This window comes from Promicromonospora citrea (assembly GCF_013004695.1).
In the GTDB taxonomy this organism is placed as follows: Bacteria; Actinomycetota; Actinomycetes; order Actinomycetales; family Cellulomonadaceae; genus Promicromonospora; species Promicromonospora citrea.
On the sequence record NZ_JABEMG010000004.1, the window covers coordinates 36,809 to 52,601 of the forward strand.

Below are 15,793 nucleotides of genomic sequence, written 5' to 3' on the forward strand. Positions count from 1 at the left end.
CCTCTGTTCTCTGTTCTCGAGGAGCCCTATGTCCCTGCCTGTCGTCCGGCCACTCCCCGGAGCCGCGCCGCACGCGCGGCCCGAGCAGCAGGTGCTCGGCGCCGGCTGGCGCGTCACCGTGCTGACCGACGGCGTGTTCCGCGTCGAGCGGTCGGCGGACGGCGGGTTCGAGGACCGCGCCTCCACGTTCGCGGTCCGGCGGGACCTGCCGCCCGTCGAGGCCACCGTCGAGCGCGTGGGGGACGGCGTCGTGGTCACCACGCGCCGCGCCCGCCTGCGGTACGACGGCGGCGAGCTCAGCGCGAGCGGTCTCGTCGTCGAGGTGCTGGGCCGCGACGCCGGCCGCTGGCGGTACGGCGAGCCGACCCACGACCTGGGCGGCACCGCCCGCACGCTCGACGACGTCGACGGGCGCACCGGCCTCGAGCCCGGCGTCGTCTCGCCCGCGGGGATCGCCGTCGTCGACGACTCGACGTCGTTCCTGTTCGAGGACGACGGCTGGGTGGGCTCGCGCGTCCCCGGCCGCCAGGACCTGTACGTGTTCGCGCACGGGCGGGACTTCGCCGACGCGGTCGCCGACCTGTACCGGGTCTCCGGGCCCGCGATGCGGCTGCCGCGCTGGGCCCTGGGCAACTGGTGGAGCCGGTACTTCCCGTACACCGAGGAGTCCTACCTCGCGCTGCTCGACCGGTTCGAGGACGAGGGTGTGCCGTTCTCGGTCGCGGTGATCGACATGGACTGGCACCGCGTCGGCTCCGTGCCGCCGGAGCACGGCTCCGGGTGGACCGGGTACTCGTGGGAGCGGACGCTGTTCCCCGACCCGGAGCGGTTCCTGCGCACGCTGCACGAGCGCGGGCTGCGCACCACGCTCAACCTGCACCCCGCCGACGGCGTGCGCGCCTTCGAGGACGCGTACCCCGCGATGGCGCGCGCGGTCGGCGCCGACCCGGACGGCGGGCGGCCGATCGCGTTCGACCCGACCGACCCGGTGTTCCTGCGTGCGTACTTCCGCGAGCTGCACCATCCGCTGGAGGAGCAGGGCGTCGACTTCTGGTGGATCGACTGGCAGCAGGGCCGCACGTCGGACCTGCCGGGCGTCGACCCGCTGTGGGTGCTCAACCACTACCACCACCTCGACGCCGCGCGTGACGGGAGGCCGGGTATGACCTTCTCGCGGTACGCGGGCCCGGGCAGCCACCGGTACGCGGTCGGGTTCTCGGGCGACACCGTGGTCTCGTGGGCGTCGCTGGACTTCCAGCCGGAGTTCACCGCGACCGCGGCGAACATCGGCTACGCCTGGTGGAGCCACGACATCGGCGGCCACACGCGCGGCGTCCGCGACGACGAGCTGGCCACCCGGTGGGTGCAGTACGGCGTGTTCTCGCCGATCATGCGGCTGCACTCCGCGAACAACCCGTTCATCCGCAAGGAGCCGTGGCAGTTCCCGCCCGAGCACCGCGCCGCGATGGGCGACGCGCTCCGGCTGCGGCACCGGCTCGTGCCCTACCTGCACACGATGAACCACCGGGCCGCCGCCGGGGTGCCGCTCGTGCGGCCGATGTACCACCTGGAGCCGCGCCGGGCCGAGGCGTACGAGGTGCCGAACGAGTACGCGTTCGGCAGCGAGCTGCTCGTCGCGCCCGTCACGTCGCCCCGTGACCCGGCGTCGTTGCGCGGGCGGGTGCGGGTGTGGCTGCCCGCCGGGCTCTGGACCGACGTCTTCACCGGGGCGGTCTACCGGGGCGACCGCACGCTGGAGATGCACAGGGACCTCGCGTCCGTGCCCGTGCTGCTGCGGGCCGGCGGCATCCTCCCGCTGGACGCGTCGGCCCGGCTCGACGCGGCCCGGAACCCGGCCGAGCTCGAGGTGCTCGTGGCGCCGGGGGCGTCGGGCCGGTTCGTGCTGGGGGAGGACCGGGAGGACGACGTGGTGGACGGCGCGGGCGGTGCCGACGGCGCCGGGCCCGCGGCGCGCACGGTGATCGGCTGGGACCGCGAGCAGGGCGAGCTGCGCATCGCCCCCGTCGAGGGCGACGCCGGCGTGCTGCCCGCGCAGCGCGCGTGGACGCTGACGTTCCTGGCCGCGCTGCCCGCCGGTCCTGTCACGGTCGACGGTGCCGAGGTCCAGGTCAGCGGGGCGGACGGGCGCTGGAGCGTGTCGGTGTCCGCGGCGCCGGGGGACGGCGTCGTCCTCCGGGTCGGTGGCGGGCCGCTGCGGGTCGGGAGCGACCGGACCGCCGCCGCGCGCGCGATCCTCGAGTCCGCGCAGACCCGGAACGCGGAGAAGCTGCGGGCGTGGGAGGTGGTCAACAGCGACCGGGCGCCGACGGAGAAGATCGCGGAACTGGCTGCCGTGGACCTCCCCGAGCCGGTCCGCGCCGCGCTGGTGGAGGAGCTGGCGACGGTGGTGGGCTGAGGGGGCTCGCTCCGGCGGCTCGGTCCGGCAGCTCAGTCCGGCAGGGCCGGGGCGCTCTCGCGGAGCGCCAGGGTATGGCCCACCGTGACGTGCCTGCCCGGTCCGGCGTAGCCGTCGAGCCGGTCCAGCAGCAGGTCGAGGGCGCGCTCGGCGAGCGCGCGCGTGTCGGGTGCCACGGAGGTGAGGCTCGGCGCCGTGCTGGCGCCGAGCTCGATCGCGTCCCAGCCGACGACCGCGACGTCGCCGGGTACGTCGAGCCCGTGCCGCCGCAGGGCCCGGAGGGCGCCGATCGCGGCGAGGTCGTCGCGGCACAGCAGCCCGTCGAGCTCCAGGCCGGCGGACAGCGCGGCGTCGAGGGCCTCCTCGGCGTCGCGGGCGTCGCCGTCCTGCCGCCGCTCGACGAGCCGCCGCGGGTCCGCCTCCAGGCCGGCCTGTTCCAGCGCGGTCCGGTAGCCCTCGATCCGCAGGCGTGACGTCCACGACACCCGCTCGGTCTCGTGGCCGAGGAACCCGATGCGGCGTCGGCCCAGGCGGACCAGGTGCTCGACCGCCTCGCGGGCCGCCGCGACGTTGTCGATCGCGACCTGGTCGGCGTCGTCGGGCGGGGGGTCCTCGCCGAGGAAGACGATCGGCATGCCGTGCCGCTCGACGTCCAGCTCGCGCGCGGCCAGCATCTGCGGCTGCAGCACCATGCCGTCGAGGATCCCGGCCTCCTGGTCGCGCAGGACCGACCGCTCGCCCTCGACCGTCGCGCCGGTCTCGGCGAGCAGGAGGTGGTAGCCGCGTGCCTGCGCGACGCGGGCGAAGACGTGCGCGAGCTCCGCGAAGTAGGGGCGCCGGAGGTCCGGGAACGCGAGCCCGATCATGCTCGACCGCCCCGTGGCGAGGCTGCGGCCGGTGCGGTTGGGGCGGTAGCCGAGCTCGTCGATCGCGGCCTGGACCCGTGCCCGCATCCCGGGGCTGACGTGCTGGTACCCGCGCACCACGTTCGACACCGTCTTCATCGAGACCCCCGCGCGGTCGGCCACGTCCTGGAGGGTCACGCGTCTCATGGCTGCAGGTTACCCGCGGGTCGACACCTCCAGGCAGGTGATCGCCGCAGCTGCCGACCACGCCTGCGGACGGCAGGCCGCCGGATAGGGCGTCGGCACTCCCGCGCGGGTGGCGGCATCCCCGCCGTGCAGCTCCGGCACGCGGTACGCGAAGCCCTCGGCCGCCGCGAGCAGCCCGTCCACGGCGCGACGCGCCTGGTCGTCGAGCCCGGCGCGGTGCATGCCGTGCACGACGATGGCGGTGTCGTGCGTCCACACGCTGCCCCCGTGGTACGAGAGCGGCCAGTAGCCCGCCGCGCCCGTCGACATGGTCCGGATGCCGTACCCGCTGGACATGGACGGGCCGAGCAGGAGGTCGGCGACGTGCTGCTCCTCGGTCGCGTCGAGGATCCCTGTGCCCAGCAGGTGGCCGATGTTGCTGGTCAGCGTGTCGACCGGACGCTTGTGCCGGTCCAGCGCGACGGCCGGGTAGCGGCCCTCGGGCGTCTGCACCCAGTACGCCTCGGCGAACCGGGCACGCAGGTCGGCGGCCCAGCGGCGGAGGGCGGCGGGGTCCAGCCGGTCCGACGCCGGGGCGCCGTCGCGGCCGGTGTGCGCGAACGCCTCCAGGAGATCGGCGCCGGCGAGGGCCGCCTCGTACGCGTACCCCTGGACCTCGCAGAGCGCGATCGGTCCCTCGGCGAGGCTGCCGTCCCGCCACTGGATCGAGTCGCCGGAGTCCTTCCAGCCCTGGTTGGCCAGGCCACGACCGGTGCGGTCGATGTAGTCGAGGAACCCGTCGCCGTCGCTGTCGCCGTACTCGGTCAGCCAGGTCAGGGCGTCGCGGAGCGCGGGCAGCAGCGCGGCGACCTCGTCGTCGGGCAGGCCGGCGCGCCAGGCGTCGGCGAGGAGGCAGACCCACAGCGGCGTCGAATCGACGCTGCCGTAGTACAGCGGCGGCAGGACGACGCCCTCGCCCGGGATCTCGAGCGGCGCAGAGCGCAGCTCGTGCAGGATCTTGCCGGGCTCCTGGGCGGTGTCGGCGTCGTCCGCTGTTCCCTGCAGCCTGGCGAGAACCCGCAGGGTCGACGCCGCGACGCCCACGTCGAGCGGGAGCGCGAGCCGGGCAGCCCAGATCGCGTCCCGGCCGAACAGGGTGAAGAACCAGGGTGCGCCGGCGGCGAAGAAGTCGTCGCCGGGATGGTCGGGCAGGGTCAGCCGCAGGGCGTCGAGGTCGTCGAGCGCGGTGTCGAGCCACCGGGACAGCCGAGGGTCGGCGTCGTCGGGGACGCGCACGACCCCCCGCTCACCCGGGGTCGCTGCCGGCCAGGTGCCCTGGGCGCCGCGGACCACGAGGGCCTCGTCGTGCAGAGCGAGCGTCCACGCCGCCTCGGCCCGACCGCGGGCCGGCACGTCGAGCGACCAGGTGGCCTCGATCGCACCGTCCGGGGTCGTGCTCACGGCACCGTCGGCGGCGGTCAGCGTGAGGTGCGCGGAGCCCGAGGCTGCCGTGGCGGACCCTGGCCGCGTCGTGATCGCCACGCGGGCCGCGTCCTGGCGGGCTCCCGCGGCGGTGGTCGTTTCGGCGGCGGTCGGGTGGCCCCGTCCGTCGGCGAGACCGGCCTTGACGTCGTGCATGCTCGCGAAGTCCGGGCGGAGCCGGAGCCGGAGGGTCACGCGCGTGGGCTCGGCGAGGTGCGAGGTCACGGTCCAGGTCTCGGCGAGCGCGCCGTCGCCGACACGACGGTCCCGCACCAGGCGCACCGTCGGGTCCGGCCGGGCATCGTCCACCCCGCGCAGGAGCGCGCCGAACACGACGTGCGACGCGCTCTCCGGCGCGAGCGACACGTACTCGACCGCCGACTCGGCGCACTCGAGCACCAGGTCGCGCACGTGCCGCACGTCGCCGTGGTAGATCCCGTCGATCGGCGCGGCGCCGAGGTCGCCGTCGCGCCCGGACCAGACCTGCGTCGGGGCGCGCAGCGCGATGACGGCGTCGCTGAGCAGCGGCTGCACGGGGTGCTGCGGGACCTGCTGCGGGGCGGTGGGGGACGGCGTCATTCCTTGACGGCTCCTTCGCTGGTGTTCATGATCCGCCGCTGGAACACGAAGAACACGACCGCGACGGGAATGGTCATGATCGCCGCGGCGGCGAGCTTGAGCGGGTACTGGCTGCCCTGGCTGAGCTGTCCGCTCGCCAGGGACGCGACGCCCTTGGTCAGGGTCGTCAGCTCGGGCGACTGCGCCGAGACGATGAAGTGGCTCAGCTCGTTCCACGAACCCTGGAAGGACAGGATCACGATGGTGACGAGGGCCGGCCGGGCCATCGGGAGCACGACGGACCAGAAGATCCGGAACGTGCCCGCCCCGTCGATCCGTGCCTGCTCCTCGACGGAGGCCGGGATCGACTCGAAGAAGTTCTTCATGATGAACACGCCGGCTGCGTCGACCAGGAGCGGCAGCACCATGCCCGCGTACGAGTCGTAGATGCCGAGCTGGTTGATCACGAGGAACTTCGGGATCAGCAGCACGACCGTCGGCACGGCCATGACGGCCACCAGCGCCGCGTACACCACGCCGCGCCCGCGGAACCGCAGCCGCGCCAGCGCGTAGCCCGCCAGCGAGTCGAAGAACACGCGGCCCGCCGTCACGAGCACCGTCACGACGGCCGAGTTCGCGAACCAGACGGGGAAGTCCGAGCGCAGGAAGAGCCGGGCGTAGGCGGACCAGGTCAGCGGGTCGGGGACCAGCGAGACCGGGTCGGCCGCCGCGGCGGCCTCCGTCTTGACGGACGTCGCGAGCTGGACGAGGAACGGGTAGACGTAGACGAGCGCCAGCAGGGCGAGCAGGGCGTACAGCCCGGCCTGCCAGACGACGGACCTGCGCGCGGCCCTCATCGGACACCGTCCGCGGGCCGGAGGATCCATCGCTGCAGGACGGTCAGCAGCACGATGATGACGAACAGGACGAACGCGATCGCGGCGCCCTGCCCCCACTCCTGCGACAGGAACGCCGACTGGTAGCTGAGGTATGCGGGCGTGAGCGTCGTCTTGCCCGGGCCGCCCTGCGTGCCGGTGTAGATCTGGTCGAACACCTGCCAGCAGCCGATGAGGCCGAGCGTCAGCACCGTGAAGAGGGTCGGCCGGAGCTGGGGGAGCGTGATGCGCCAGAAACGCTGCCACGCGTTCGCGCCGTCGACCATCGCGGCCTCCTCGACCTCCGGCGTGATGTTCTGCAGCCCGGCGAGGAACAGGAGCATGAACGTGCCGCTGGTGGTGAAGACCGCCATGAGCACGAACGCCGACATGGCGACCGACGGCCCGGCGAGCCAGTCCCACCACGTGAGGCCGAGGAACCCGTGGCCGGTCAGGAGTTGGGGCCCGGTGTCCACGCCGAGCGTGCGCAGGAGGTTGTGCAGCACGCCGCTCGGCTCGTTGAACCAGTTGGGCCCCGCGATGCCGAGGCGCGCCAGGACCGTGTTGACCACGCCCGAGGTCGAGAAGAGGAACAGCCACAGCACCGTGATGGCCACGGAGCTCGTGACCGAGGGGAAGTAGAACGCCGTGCGGAAGATGCCGCGCCCCCGCAGCACCGCGCGGTTCACCAGCACCGCCAGGAACAGGGCGAGGGCCGTCTGCAGCGGGACCACGAGCAGCACGTACCAGGCGTTGTTCCGCAGTGCGACGCCGAAGTCACGCTCGGCCAGCCCGCCGCCCGTGGTGACGGCGACGTAGTTGTCGAACCCCACGAACCCGACCTCCGACGAGAGCGGGCTGCCGCGCCCCGACCAGTCCGAGAAGCTGACCCACAGCGCCATGAGCACCGGGACGAGCAGGAACACGCCGAGGATCACCAGCACGGGCAGGGTGAAGATCCAGCCCGCCACGGCCTCGCCGCGACGCAGACCTGGCCTGCGGCCCCGGCCGGCGCCACGAGCCGAGGCGAGAGCGGACATGCTCATTCCGCGATGGCCTCGAGGTTCGACTGGGCGGTGCCCAGGATCGCCGCGACATCGCCCGACTCGAGCGACTCGAGCTGCGCGTTGAGATCGGTGACGACGTCCGTGGCACCGGCCCAGGTGGGCGGGAACTGCGCGTACTGTGCGCCGTCGAGGAAGGCCGTGAGGTCCGGGTTGGCCTCGGTCCAGTCGGCCGCGGCCGACTCGATGGACGGCATGGGGCCGAACGCCTCGGAGAACGCGAGCTGCTGCTCCGTGCTGGTGAGGTGCTCCACGAGGCTCAGCGCTGCCTGCTGGTTCGGGCTGTCGGCCGCCATGCCCCAGCAGTTCGTGAACTGGAGCGTGCCGGGCCCGGCCGGGCCGGCGGGCAGCTCGGCGACGGTGAACTCCACGTCGGGGAAGTCGTTGTCCAGCGCGCCGGTGACCCAGTTGCCCTCGATCACCATGGCCGCCAGTCCCTTGCCGAGCGCCTCGCCGCCCCAGCCGGCGCCGAGGTCCGCGGCGTAGGCGAAGGTGCCGTCCTGCAGGTGGCCCTGGACGTACTCGAGACCCTCGACGCTGCCGTCGCTGTCGGCAACGGGCTCGCCGTCGACGACCAGCCCGCCGCCCGCCTGTGCCATGAAGGTGCCGACCCGCTGGTACTCGGCACCGAAGGCCAGACCGGCCCGGTCGTCGGTGGTGAGCTCCTGCGCGACCTGGGACAGCTCGTCCCAGGTCGTAGGCACGTCGTCGTCCGTCAGACCGGCGGCCGCCCAGAGCTCGTCGTTGATGACGAGGGCGAGGGTCGAGAAGTCCTTGGGTGCGCAGTAGAACGTGTCGTCGACCGTGAAGTTCTCCACGAGGGACGCGTAGAAGTCGTCCTTGTTCTCCAGCAGGTCGCCGTACGCCTGGAGGGAGCCGTTGTCGGCGTACCCGGCGAGCGCCTCGGGTGCGAGGTAGAACAGGTCGGGCGGCGACCCGGCGGCGAAGCCCTGCGAGAGCTGTTGCGGCAGGTCGTTCGCGACCTGGACCTCTGCCTCGACGCCGGACTCCTGCGACCACGCGTCCACCGCCGCGGTGACCGCGTCCGTCTCCGCGTCGCCGGACGAACCGATGAGCACCGTGAGCGCGTCGTCGGAGCTCGTGAGCTCCGTGCCGCCCGAGGAGGCGCCGCCGGCCGGCTCGTCGAAGCCGGTGCCGCCGCACGCGGTGAGGGCCAGCGCGCCGGCAGCCAGGAGCGCGCCGGCGCCGGCGAGCCTGTGGTGGGAGGGCCGTGTCATGTCTCTTCTCCTTTGACGAGCCACGGGGTGGGCGAACCGATTTTGAACGATCAAATTCTGTGCCACGAGCGTAAGGAGCGTGCGACGGTGGTGTCAAGACGAACGGCGCGCGGCGGCGCGGACCTAGGATGACGTGCCGGGACGGACGGGAGGAGCACGATGGCGAAGGCCCCGACGGTACAGGACGTCGCTCGAGCGGCCGGTGTGTCCCGGCAGACGGTGTCGAACGTGCTGAACGCCCCCGACATCGTGCGTGAGCCCACCCGCGAGCGCGTGCAGGCCGCCATCGTCGAGCTGGGCTACCGCCCGCACGCCGCCGCACGCAGGCTGCGCACACGGCGCAGCTCCACGATCGGCGTCCGCCTGGACCCGTACGCGGGCGGGATCTCCGGGGTGGTGCTGGACCGCTTCGTCCACGCGCTCACCGAGCGCGCGGGCGACCGCGGCATGCGCGTGCTCCTGTACGCCGCGCGCACGCCCGGCGAGGAGATCGACCGCATCGGCGACCTCGTCGACGGCGGCGAGATCGACGCCGTCGTCCTGACAGGCACCTCCCACGAGGACACGCGCACCGCCTGGCTTCAGGACCGCGCCGTGCCCTTCGTCGCCTTCGGCCGCCCCTGGCGCTCCGGTGACGGTGCGCGACCGGCCCACGCGTGGGCCGACGTCGACGGTGCGGCCGGCACGCGCGCGGCCACACGGCACCTGCTCGGCACGGCAGGGTCGAGGATCGCGTTCCTCGGCTGGCCGACGGGCTCCGGGACGGGCGACGACCGCGCCCGCGGCTGGCTCGAGGCGATGGCCGACGCCGGAGCGGAGGGACCGCGCTGGCACACCGAGGAGAGCCTCGGCCTGGCGAGGGAGCTGACCGCTGCCGCGCTGGCCGAGGACCCGGGCGTCGACGGGATCGTCTGCGTGAGCGACTCCCTCGCGATCGGCGCGCACCTCGCGGCGACCGGGCTGGGCCGCCCGGAGCTGCCCGTCGTCGGGTTCGACAACACCCCCGCTGCCGAGGCGCTCGGGCTGAGCAGCGTCGAGCAGCTCCCGGAGCAGGTGGCGGCGGGGGTGCTGGACCTCCTCATGGGTCCGACGGGCAGCGCCGTCGTGCACCGGAGCCCGCAGGACGATCCCGCGTACGTGCTCGTCGAGCCGCGCCTGGTCGTGCGTGCGCCCGCGGATCCCGTGGGCTGACCGTCAGCCGGTCGTCAGATGAGCCCCAGCGCCAGGGTCGCGTCCGCGACGCGCGTGAAGCCCGCGATGTTCGCGCCCGCCACGTAGTCGCCCGGCACGCCGTACTCGTCGGCGGTCTCCAGGGTCCTGTCGTGGATGGACCGCATGATGTCGGCGAGCCGCTCCTGCGTGTGCTCGAACGTCCACGAGTCCCGCGACGCGTTCTGCTGCATCTCCAGCGCGCTGGTCGCGACGCCGCCCGCGTTGACGGCCTTGCCGGGTGCGAACCGCACGCCGGCGTCGCGCAGGAACCGGATCGCCTCGGGCATGGTCGGCATGTTGGCGCCCTCGGCGACGATGCGGCAGCCGTTCTCGACCAGCGCCTTGGCGTCCGTGCCGTTGAGCTCGTTCTGGGTGGCGCAGGGCAGCGCGATGTCGCACGGGACCTGCCAGACCGACCCGCCGGCGACGTAGCGAGCGCCCGCGCGCCGCTCCGCGTAGTCGGACACGCGGCCGCGCTGCTCGTTCTTGATCTCCTTGAGCAGGTCGAGGTCGATCCCGGCGTCGTCCACCACGTACCCGCCCGAGTCGGAGCACGCGACCACGCGGGCGCCCAGCTCGTGCAGCTTCTCGATCGCGTGGATGGCGACGTTCCCCGAGCCCGAGACGACCACGCGCAGTCCGTCGAAGGACTCGCCGGTGGCCGCGAGCATCTCCTGGACGAAGAACACCGTGCCGTAGCCCGTGGCCTCGGTGCGCACCTGGGAGCCGCCCCAGCTCAGCCCCTTGCCGGTGAGGACACCGGACTCGTAGCGGTTGGTGATGCGCTTGTACTGGCCGAACAGGTAGCCCAGCTCGCGCCCGCCGACGCCGATGTCGCCGGCCGGCACGTCGGTGTGCTCGCCGAGGTGCCGGTACAGCTCCGTCATGAACGACTGGCAGAACCGCATCACCTCGGCGTCGCTGCGGCCCTTCGGGTCGAAGTCGCTGCCGCCCTTCGCCCCGCCGATCGGCAGGCCGGTGAGGGAGTTCTTGAAGATCTGCTCGAACCCGAGGAACTTCACGATCCCGAGGTACACCGACGGGTGGAACCGCAGCCCGCCCTTGTACGGGCCGAGCGCCGAGCTGAACTCCACGCGGAAGCCGCGGTTGAGCTGCACGCGCCCGGCGTCGTCGGTCCACGGTACCCGGAAGATGATCTGCCGCTCCGGCTCGCACAGGCGTCTGATCACCTCGGCGTCGGCGTACTGGGGGTGCTTCGCCACGACCGGGCCAAGGCTCTCCAGCACCTCGCGCACGGCCTGGTGGAACTCGGTCTCGCCAGGGTTGCGGGTGATGACCTCGTCGAAGACCGGGATGAGGCGATCGTCCAGGAGGGGCACGCGATGTCTCCGTTCAGGTGGTGCTCGGACGCCCGGCTGGTGCGGGCAGCGCCACCCTAGGCGGCGGGCCGGGGGCGTGCGACGCCGTCCCGTGGTGTGGTCGTGCCACCGCGCGGGACGGCGCCGCCGCACCGGCTTCACTCGACGAGCTTGCCCACCTGGTCGACGTCGCGGATCAGGGTCGCGATCTCGTCCGGGACGGCAGGGATCTCCTCGCGCTCCACCCCGCCGTCGGGCGACCAGACGAGGTTGACCTGCAGCGACGGGTCCAGGTCGGGGTAGTCGCTGCGGTTGTGGCAGCCGCGCGTCTCGCGGCGCTCGCGGGCGGCCTCGAGCGTCGCGCGGGCCGCCAGCAGGGACGCCTTGAGGTCGAAGGCGTGGGCAAGGTCACCGAACCCGGCGATGTCGGGGTGCACCCCGACGCGCTCGCTGCGCGCCTCGATCTCGGCCAGCTCGCCCAGGCCCGCGGTCAGTCCCTCCTCGTCGCGCACGACGCCGGCGTGCTCGGTCATCGTGGTCCGGACCGCGCGCTGCAGGGCACGCACGTTCTCCGGGCCGTCGGCCGCGAGCAGGTCGGTCACCTCGGCGCGGGCGCGGGCCTCGGCGTCGTGCGAGCGGTACTGGGTCTCGAGGCCCGCGGCGTAGGCCGCGGCCGCCCGCCCGACGATGCGGCCGAAGACCAGCAGCTCGATGAGGGAGTTGCCGCCCAGCCGGTTGGCGCCGTGCAGGCCGCTGGAGGCCTCGCCGATCGCGTACAGGCCCGCCACGTCCGTGCCGTGGTCCTCGGGCCGCACCCAGACGCCGCCCATCGAGTAGTGCGCGGTCGGGGCGATCTCGATCGGGTCGGTGGTGATGTCGAGCATCTGCAGCTCGAGCATCGTCTGGTAGACGCGCGGCAGGCGGGTCATGATCGTCTCGCGCGGCAGGTGCGAGACGTCGAGCCAGACGCCGCCCTTGTCGGTGCCCCGACCCTCCTTGATCTCCGTGTACGCGGCCAGCGCCACCCGGTCGCGCGTGGACAGCTCCATGCGCTCCGGGTCGTACCGCTCCATGAACCGCTCGCCCCGGGCGTTGCGCAGGATGCCGCCCTCGCCGCGCGCCGCCTCCGAGACCAGCGTGCCCGCCGCGTTCTCCGGCTCGAGGATGCCCGACGGGTGGAACTGCACCAGCTCCGGGTCGCGCAACCGGGCTCCCGCCTCGACGGCGAGGCGGAACGAGTCGCCCGTGTTCTCGTCCCGGCGCGAGGAGGTGCGCCGCCAGATCCGGTTGTGCCCGCCCGCCGCGAGGATCACGGCGTCGGCGTGGATCAGGTAGCGCGTGCCGTCGCCGACGTCGAAGCCGTACGCGCCGAACACCGCGCCGTCACGCGTCAGGATCCGGGTGACGTACACGGAGTCGAGCACCGGGATCTCGAGCCGGGCCGCCCGGTCGACGAGTGCCCGCTGGATCTCCAGGCCCGTGTAGTCGCCGGCGAACGCCGTGCGACGGTACGTGTGCGCGCCGAAGAACCGCTGCGAGATGCGGCCGTCGTCCTCCCGCGCGAAGGCCATGCCGTACCGCTCCAGGTCGGCGATGCCCTGCGCCGCCCCCTGCGCCACGATCTGCGCCGTGTGCGGGTTGGCGAGGAAGTAGCTCTCCTTGATGGTGTCGGCGGCGTGCTGCTGCCAGGAGTCCTCGGCGTCCATCGTGCCGAGGGCCGCGTTGATGCCGCCCGCGGCGAGCGAGGTGTGGGCGTCCATGCGGGGCCGCTTGCCCAGCACGAGGACGTCCACGCCCTGCTCCGCGAGCTCGATGGCGGCCCGCAGGCCGGAACCGCCCGTACCGATGACGAGCACTGTGGTGGAGATGCGGCGTTCGGTGGTGTCCATGCTCCATCTGACACCGCAGCACGCCTCGTTGTGACTGGTCAGAGCTGTGACAAGTCAGACGTGTGAGATGTCAGACGGCCTGTGCGTTCCCGCAGTGGATCGCGGCGAGCTCGCCGAACACCGCGCGGTTCAGCCGGAACGCGAGGTGCACCTCGTCCAGCGTCGTCGCCACCTCGGTCTCGTCGAGCCCCAGGCCGTCCAGCGCCGCCCGGTAGGCGTCCTTGAACACCTTCACCTTGGGGATGTCGGGGAACGTGTAGAACGCCACGCCCTCCTCGCCCAGGCCGTAGTGCTGCTTCATCATGCGCTTGACGATCTGCCCGCCCGACAGGTCACCCAGGTACCGCGTGTACGAGTGCGCGGCGTAGTGGGGCAGGCTGCTGCCGACCTCCCGCACGTGGTCGGCGTACGCGCGCGTCGCGGGCAGGATCCGGATCTCCGCACGCCAGCCCGGGCCGTACAGGTAGGCCAGGTCGCGCTCGATCGCCGGCACGCGGGTCAGCTCCTCGAAGACGAGAGACGTGGCGCGGTCGTCGCCCGCCAGGGCGGCGCTCGCGGCCTCCAGCGCCTCGTAGACGACGAGGAGCTGGGCGGACAGGTCGGCGTAGGCGGCGCGGTCGAGCGCCCCGGACAGGAGCTCCTCGACGAACTGCTCGGAGTTGGCCTCGCCGTGCGCGGCGCGGGTGCCCTCGCGCAGCACGACGGACAAGGGGGCGGGGGCGAGGTCCTCGGCAGGCAGGCTCACGTGTTCTCCTCCGGCGTTGCTGTTCCGGTGCTGTGTGTTCGGGCGGTGTGCGTCCGTGTCTTCCTGCATCGTGCTGACGCGGTGTCATCACGTCAGGAGCGTACCAAGGTCAGGTTAGGTCCACCTAAGTTCTTCACCTGATCTTCTCGCGCGAGGTGCACGCAGGCCCGGCGGCGCCGGGATGTCAGAGGCGGTCGTTAGCGTCGGTGCCATGGTTGATGTGCGTCCCGAGCCTGTGATCGATCTGCCCGAGCCCGTCCTCGTCGACCTCCCGGGTCCGGCGCGGGCGGCGACGTACGTGCTGGGTCCCGACGACGGCGACGCCGTCGTGCTCTGCCACGGCACGCCGTGGTCGGCGCGGGTGTGGGCGCCGGTGGCGTACGCCCTGAGCCGGACGTACCGCGTGTTCCTGTGGGACATGCCGGGCTACGGCGCCTCGCCGCAGGACGCCGCCGTCCCCGTCGACCTCGTCGCGCAGCGTGAGCGGTTCGCCGCGCTCCTGCGGCACTGGTCGCTCGAGCGGCCGCACGTCGTCGCCCACGACGTCGGTGGCGCCGTGGCGCTCGGCGCGCACCTCTTCGAGGGCGTCGACGTCGCAAGCCTGTTCCTCCTCGACGTCGTGACCCTGGACCCGTGGGGGTCGCCGTTCTTCCGGCTCGTCGCCGAGCACGAGCAGGTGTTCGCCGCCCTGCCCGACGCGCTGCACACGGCGCTCGTGCGCGAGTACATCGCCGGTGCGGCGAACGGGCGGCTCGACGCTGCGACGGTCGACCGGCTCGTCGGGCCGTGGACGGGCGACGCGGGGCGGGCGGCCTTCTACCGGCAGATCGCCCAGCTCTCGCCCGAGCACACCCGGCCGATCGTGCGCCGCCTCGAGCAGGTGCGGTGCCCCGTGCGGGTCGGGTGGGGCACCGACGACCCGTGGATCCCGGCCGAGCAGGCCGAGCGCCTGCGCGATGCCCTCCCCGGCGAGGCCGAGGTCGTGCGCTTCGGGGGGTCGGGTCACCTCGTCCCGGTGGAGGACGCCGACGCGGTGGCCGGCGCCCTGCACGCGTGGCTCGCCGGGTCGCGCTGAGGTGACACCAGTGTAGTTCGTTGGTGCTGTGGCGGGTCGTTTGATGCATGGGTACGTTGCTTGAGGCCGGGAAATTTCACCCGGTCCGCGCAGGGGGCGGCATCACGGCACGCCTCCGCGTGCAGACGGGGAGCGAGCCATGACTGAGAACTACGGGCAGTCTGAGCAGTTCGAGGGGTCTGAGCAGGCTGAGCAGGAGGAGGACCGGTACGGGCAGGAGCCGACGACGCAGTCCGGCTCCGGCACGAACGCCGTCGAGGGGGACGGTGGGGGCGGGTTCGGGCAGTCCGAGTCGTCGGGCGGTTTCTCGTCCAGCCAGGGGAGTGCGTCGAGTGAGGGTGGCTCGTCCGGCGGGGGTGGCGACTTGGGGCAGGGCGGTGCGTTCGAGGGTGCTTCGTCGAGGCAGGGTGCTTCGTCGGGTCAGGGTGATGCGTGGGGTCAGAGTGATGCGTCGGGGCAGGACGACCCGTACGGCACCCAGGGGTCCGCCGGCGGGGAGCAGTCCTACGGCCGGGGTGAGCCGGCCAGCGAGGGCGAGACGTACACGCAGGGGGCCGAGTCCGAGGGGCGGTCCTCCGGTGGCGAGTCCGCGGGCCGGTTCGGCGAGACGCCCGGCGGTGACGGTTCGCAGGACGAGGGCGCCGAGCAGGGGTCCGGGAATCAGTCCGAGCAGGGGTGGGGCTGAGCCGCACCGGCGGTTCGACGTCCGACCCGGCGGGGTCTCGGCCAGAGGGCCGGGACCCCGCCGGTGCGTGGTGGGTCGAGGCTCTTGCTGGGTGCTGGGTGCTGGGTGCTGGGTGCTGGGTGCTGGGTGCTGGGGGGCTGTGATGGCGTGCTGCGTGCTGCGTGCTGCGTGCTGCGTGCTGCGTGCTGTGGTGGCGTGGTGGCG

Annotated in this window: 12 protein-coding genes; 4 read left to right on the top strand and 8 right to left on the bottom strand. The window is 73.1% G+C overall.

The genetic code is table 11. The features are described 5' to 3' along the window. The first annotated feature begins 28 nt into the window (after positions 1 to 28). Entirely contained in the window at positions 29 to 2,416 is a 2,388-nt protein-coding gene (locus tag HLB15_RS01705; protein ID WP_171103057.1) for a TIM-barrel domain-containing protein, read from the top strand. 32 nt (positions 2,417 to 2,448) lie between these two features. Here HLB15_RS01705 and HLB15_RS01710 read toward each other — a convergent pair whose 3' ends face one another. The 5 genes from HLB15_RS01710 to HLB15_RS01730 are packed head-to-tail and all read right to left on the bottom strand — an operon-like array spanning position 2,449 to position 8,664. Then, positions 2,449 to 3,468: a LacI family DNA-binding transcriptional regulator gene (locus tag HLB15_RS01710; protein ID WP_171103060.1), complete on the bottom strand. Its 1,020-nt coding sequence runs from the start codon at positions 3,466 to 3,468 to the stop codon at positions 2,449 to 2,451. 9 nt (positions 3,469 to 3,477) lie between these two features. Next, a complete protein-coding gene (locus HLB15_RS01715) occupies positions 3,478 to 5,508 on the bottom strand; it encodes a glycogen debranching N-terminal domain-containing protein (protein ID WP_171103062.1) in 2,031 nt (676 codons plus the stop codon). Beyond that, positions 5,505 to 6,344, bottom strand: a complete 840-nt coding sequence (locus tag HLB15_RS01720) for a carbohydrate ABC transporter permease (RefSeq protein ID WP_229785711.1) — start codon at positions 6,342 to 6,344, stop codon at positions 5,505 to 5,507. Before HLB15_RS01720 ends, HLB15_RS01715 begins: the two co-directional genes overlap by 4 nt. Then, on the bottom strand, positions 6,341 to 7,402 hold the full coding sequence (locus HLB15_RS01725) for a carbohydrate ABC transporter permease (RefSeq protein WP_171103066.1): 1,062 nt from the start codon (positions 7,400 to 7,402) through the stop codon (positions 6,341 to 6,343). The genes HLB15_RS01720 and HLB15_RS01725 overlap by 4 nt, the downstream gene beginning before the upstream one ends. A 2-nt stretch (positions 7,403 to 7,404) precedes the next feature. After that, complete coding sequence (locus tag HLB15_RS01730) at positions 7,405 to 8,664, bottom strand: sugar ABC transporter substrate-binding protein (RefSeq protein WP_171103068.1); 1,260 nt, start codon at positions 8,662 to 8,664, stop codon at positions 7,405 to 7,407. 159 nt (positions 8,665 to 8,823) lie between these two features. On the opposite strand from HLB15_RS01730, the gene HLB15_RS01735 reads away from it, so the two are divergent. Further along, positions 8,824 to 9,855 (top strand): LacI family DNA-binding transcriptional regulator, encoded by a 1,032-nt coding sequence (locus HLB15_RS01735; RefSeq protein ID WP_171103070.1) that lies wholly within the window; start codon positions 8,824 to 8,826, stop codon positions 9,853 to 9,855. Between the two features lie 14 nt (positions 9,856 to 9,869). Here the strand turns inward: HLB15_RS01735 and gdhA are convergent, their stop codons facing one another. The 3 genes from gdhA to HLB15_RS01750 form a co-directional block, all read right to left on the bottom strand. Continuing rightward, positions 9,870 to 11,207, bottom strand: a complete 1,338-nt coding sequence (gdhA, locus tag HLB15_RS01740) for an NADP-specific glutamate dehydrogenase (protein WP_212759386.1) — start codon at positions 11,205 to 11,207, stop codon at positions 9,870 to 9,872. Positions 11,208 to 11,353: 146 nt separating this feature from the next. Then, positions 11,354 to 13,084, bottom strand: a complete 1,731-nt coding sequence (locus tag HLB15_RS01745) for an L-aspartate oxidase (protein ID WP_171103075.1) — start codon at positions 13,082 to 13,084, stop codon at positions 11,354 to 11,356. A 70-nt stretch (positions 13,085 to 13,154) separates the two neighbouring features. Then, complete coding sequence (locus HLB15_RS01750) at positions 13,155 to 13,829, bottom strand: biliverdin-producing heme oxygenase (protein ID WP_229785710.1); 675 nt, start codon at positions 13,827 to 13,829, stop codon at positions 13,155 to 13,157. A gap of 211 nt (positions 13,830 to 14,040) precedes the next feature. Between HLB15_RS01750 and HLB15_RS01755 the strand changes: the two genes are divergently transcribed. Beyond that, the gene (locus HLB15_RS01755) at positions 14,041 to 14,904 is read left to right on the top strand and encodes an alpha/beta fold hydrolase (protein ID WP_171103080.1); all 864 of its coding nucleotides are present in this window, start codon (positions 14,041 to 14,043) and stop codon (positions 14,902 to 14,904) included. A 139-nt stretch (positions 14,905 to 15,043) separates the two neighbouring features. Next, positions 15,044 to 15,589, top strand: a complete 546-nt coding sequence (locus tag HLB15_RS01760; RefSeq protein ID WP_171103082.1) for a hypothetical protein — start codon at positions 15,044 to 15,046, stop codon at positions 15,587 to 15,589. Positions 15,590 to 15,793: the final 204 nt, after the last annotated feature.

Excerpts from the sequence above, each read along its gene's own strand:
- HLB15_RS01705 (WP_171103057.1), top strand. The coding sequence starts at position 29 with ATGTCCCTGCCTGTCGTCCGGCCACTCCCCGGAGCCGCGCCGCACGCG.
- HLB15_RS01710 (WP_171103060.1), bottom strand. The coding sequence starts at position 3,468 with ATGAGACGCGTGACCCTCCAGGACGTGGCCGACCGCGCGGGGGTCTCG.
- HLB15_RS01715 (WP_171103062.1), bottom strand. The coding sequence starts at position 5,508 with ATGACGCCGTCCCCCACCGCCCCGCAGCAGGTCCCGCAGCACCCCGTG.
- HLB15_RS01720 (WP_229785711.1), bottom strand. The coding sequence starts at position 6,344 with ATGAGGGCCGCGCGCAGGTCCGTCGTCTGGCAGGCCGGGCTGTACGCC.
- HLB15_RS01725 (WP_171103066.1), bottom strand. The coding sequence starts at position 7,402 with ATGTCCGCTCTCGCCTCGGCTCGTGGCGCCGGCCGGGGCCGCAGGCCA.
- HLB15_RS01730 (WP_171103068.1), bottom strand. The coding sequence starts at position 8,664 with ATGACACGGCCCTCCCACCACAGGCTCGCCGGCGCCGGCGCGCTCCTG.
- HLB15_RS01735 (WP_171103070.1), top strand. The coding sequence starts at position 8,824 with ATGGCGAAGGCCCCGACGGTACAGGACGTCGCTCGAGCGGCCGGTGTG.
- HLB15_RS01745 (WP_171103075.1), bottom strand. The coding sequence starts at position 13,084 with ATGGACACCACCGAACGCCGCATCTCCACCACAGTGCTCGTCATCGGT.
- HLB15_RS01755 (WP_171103080.1), top strand. The coding sequence starts at position 14,041 with ATGGTTGATGTGCGTCCCGAGCCTGTGATCGATCTGCCCGAGCCCGTC.
- HLB15_RS01760 (WP_171103082.1), top strand. The coding sequence starts at position 15,044 with ATGACTGAGAACTACGGGCAGTCTGAGCAGTTCGAGGGGTCTGAGCAG.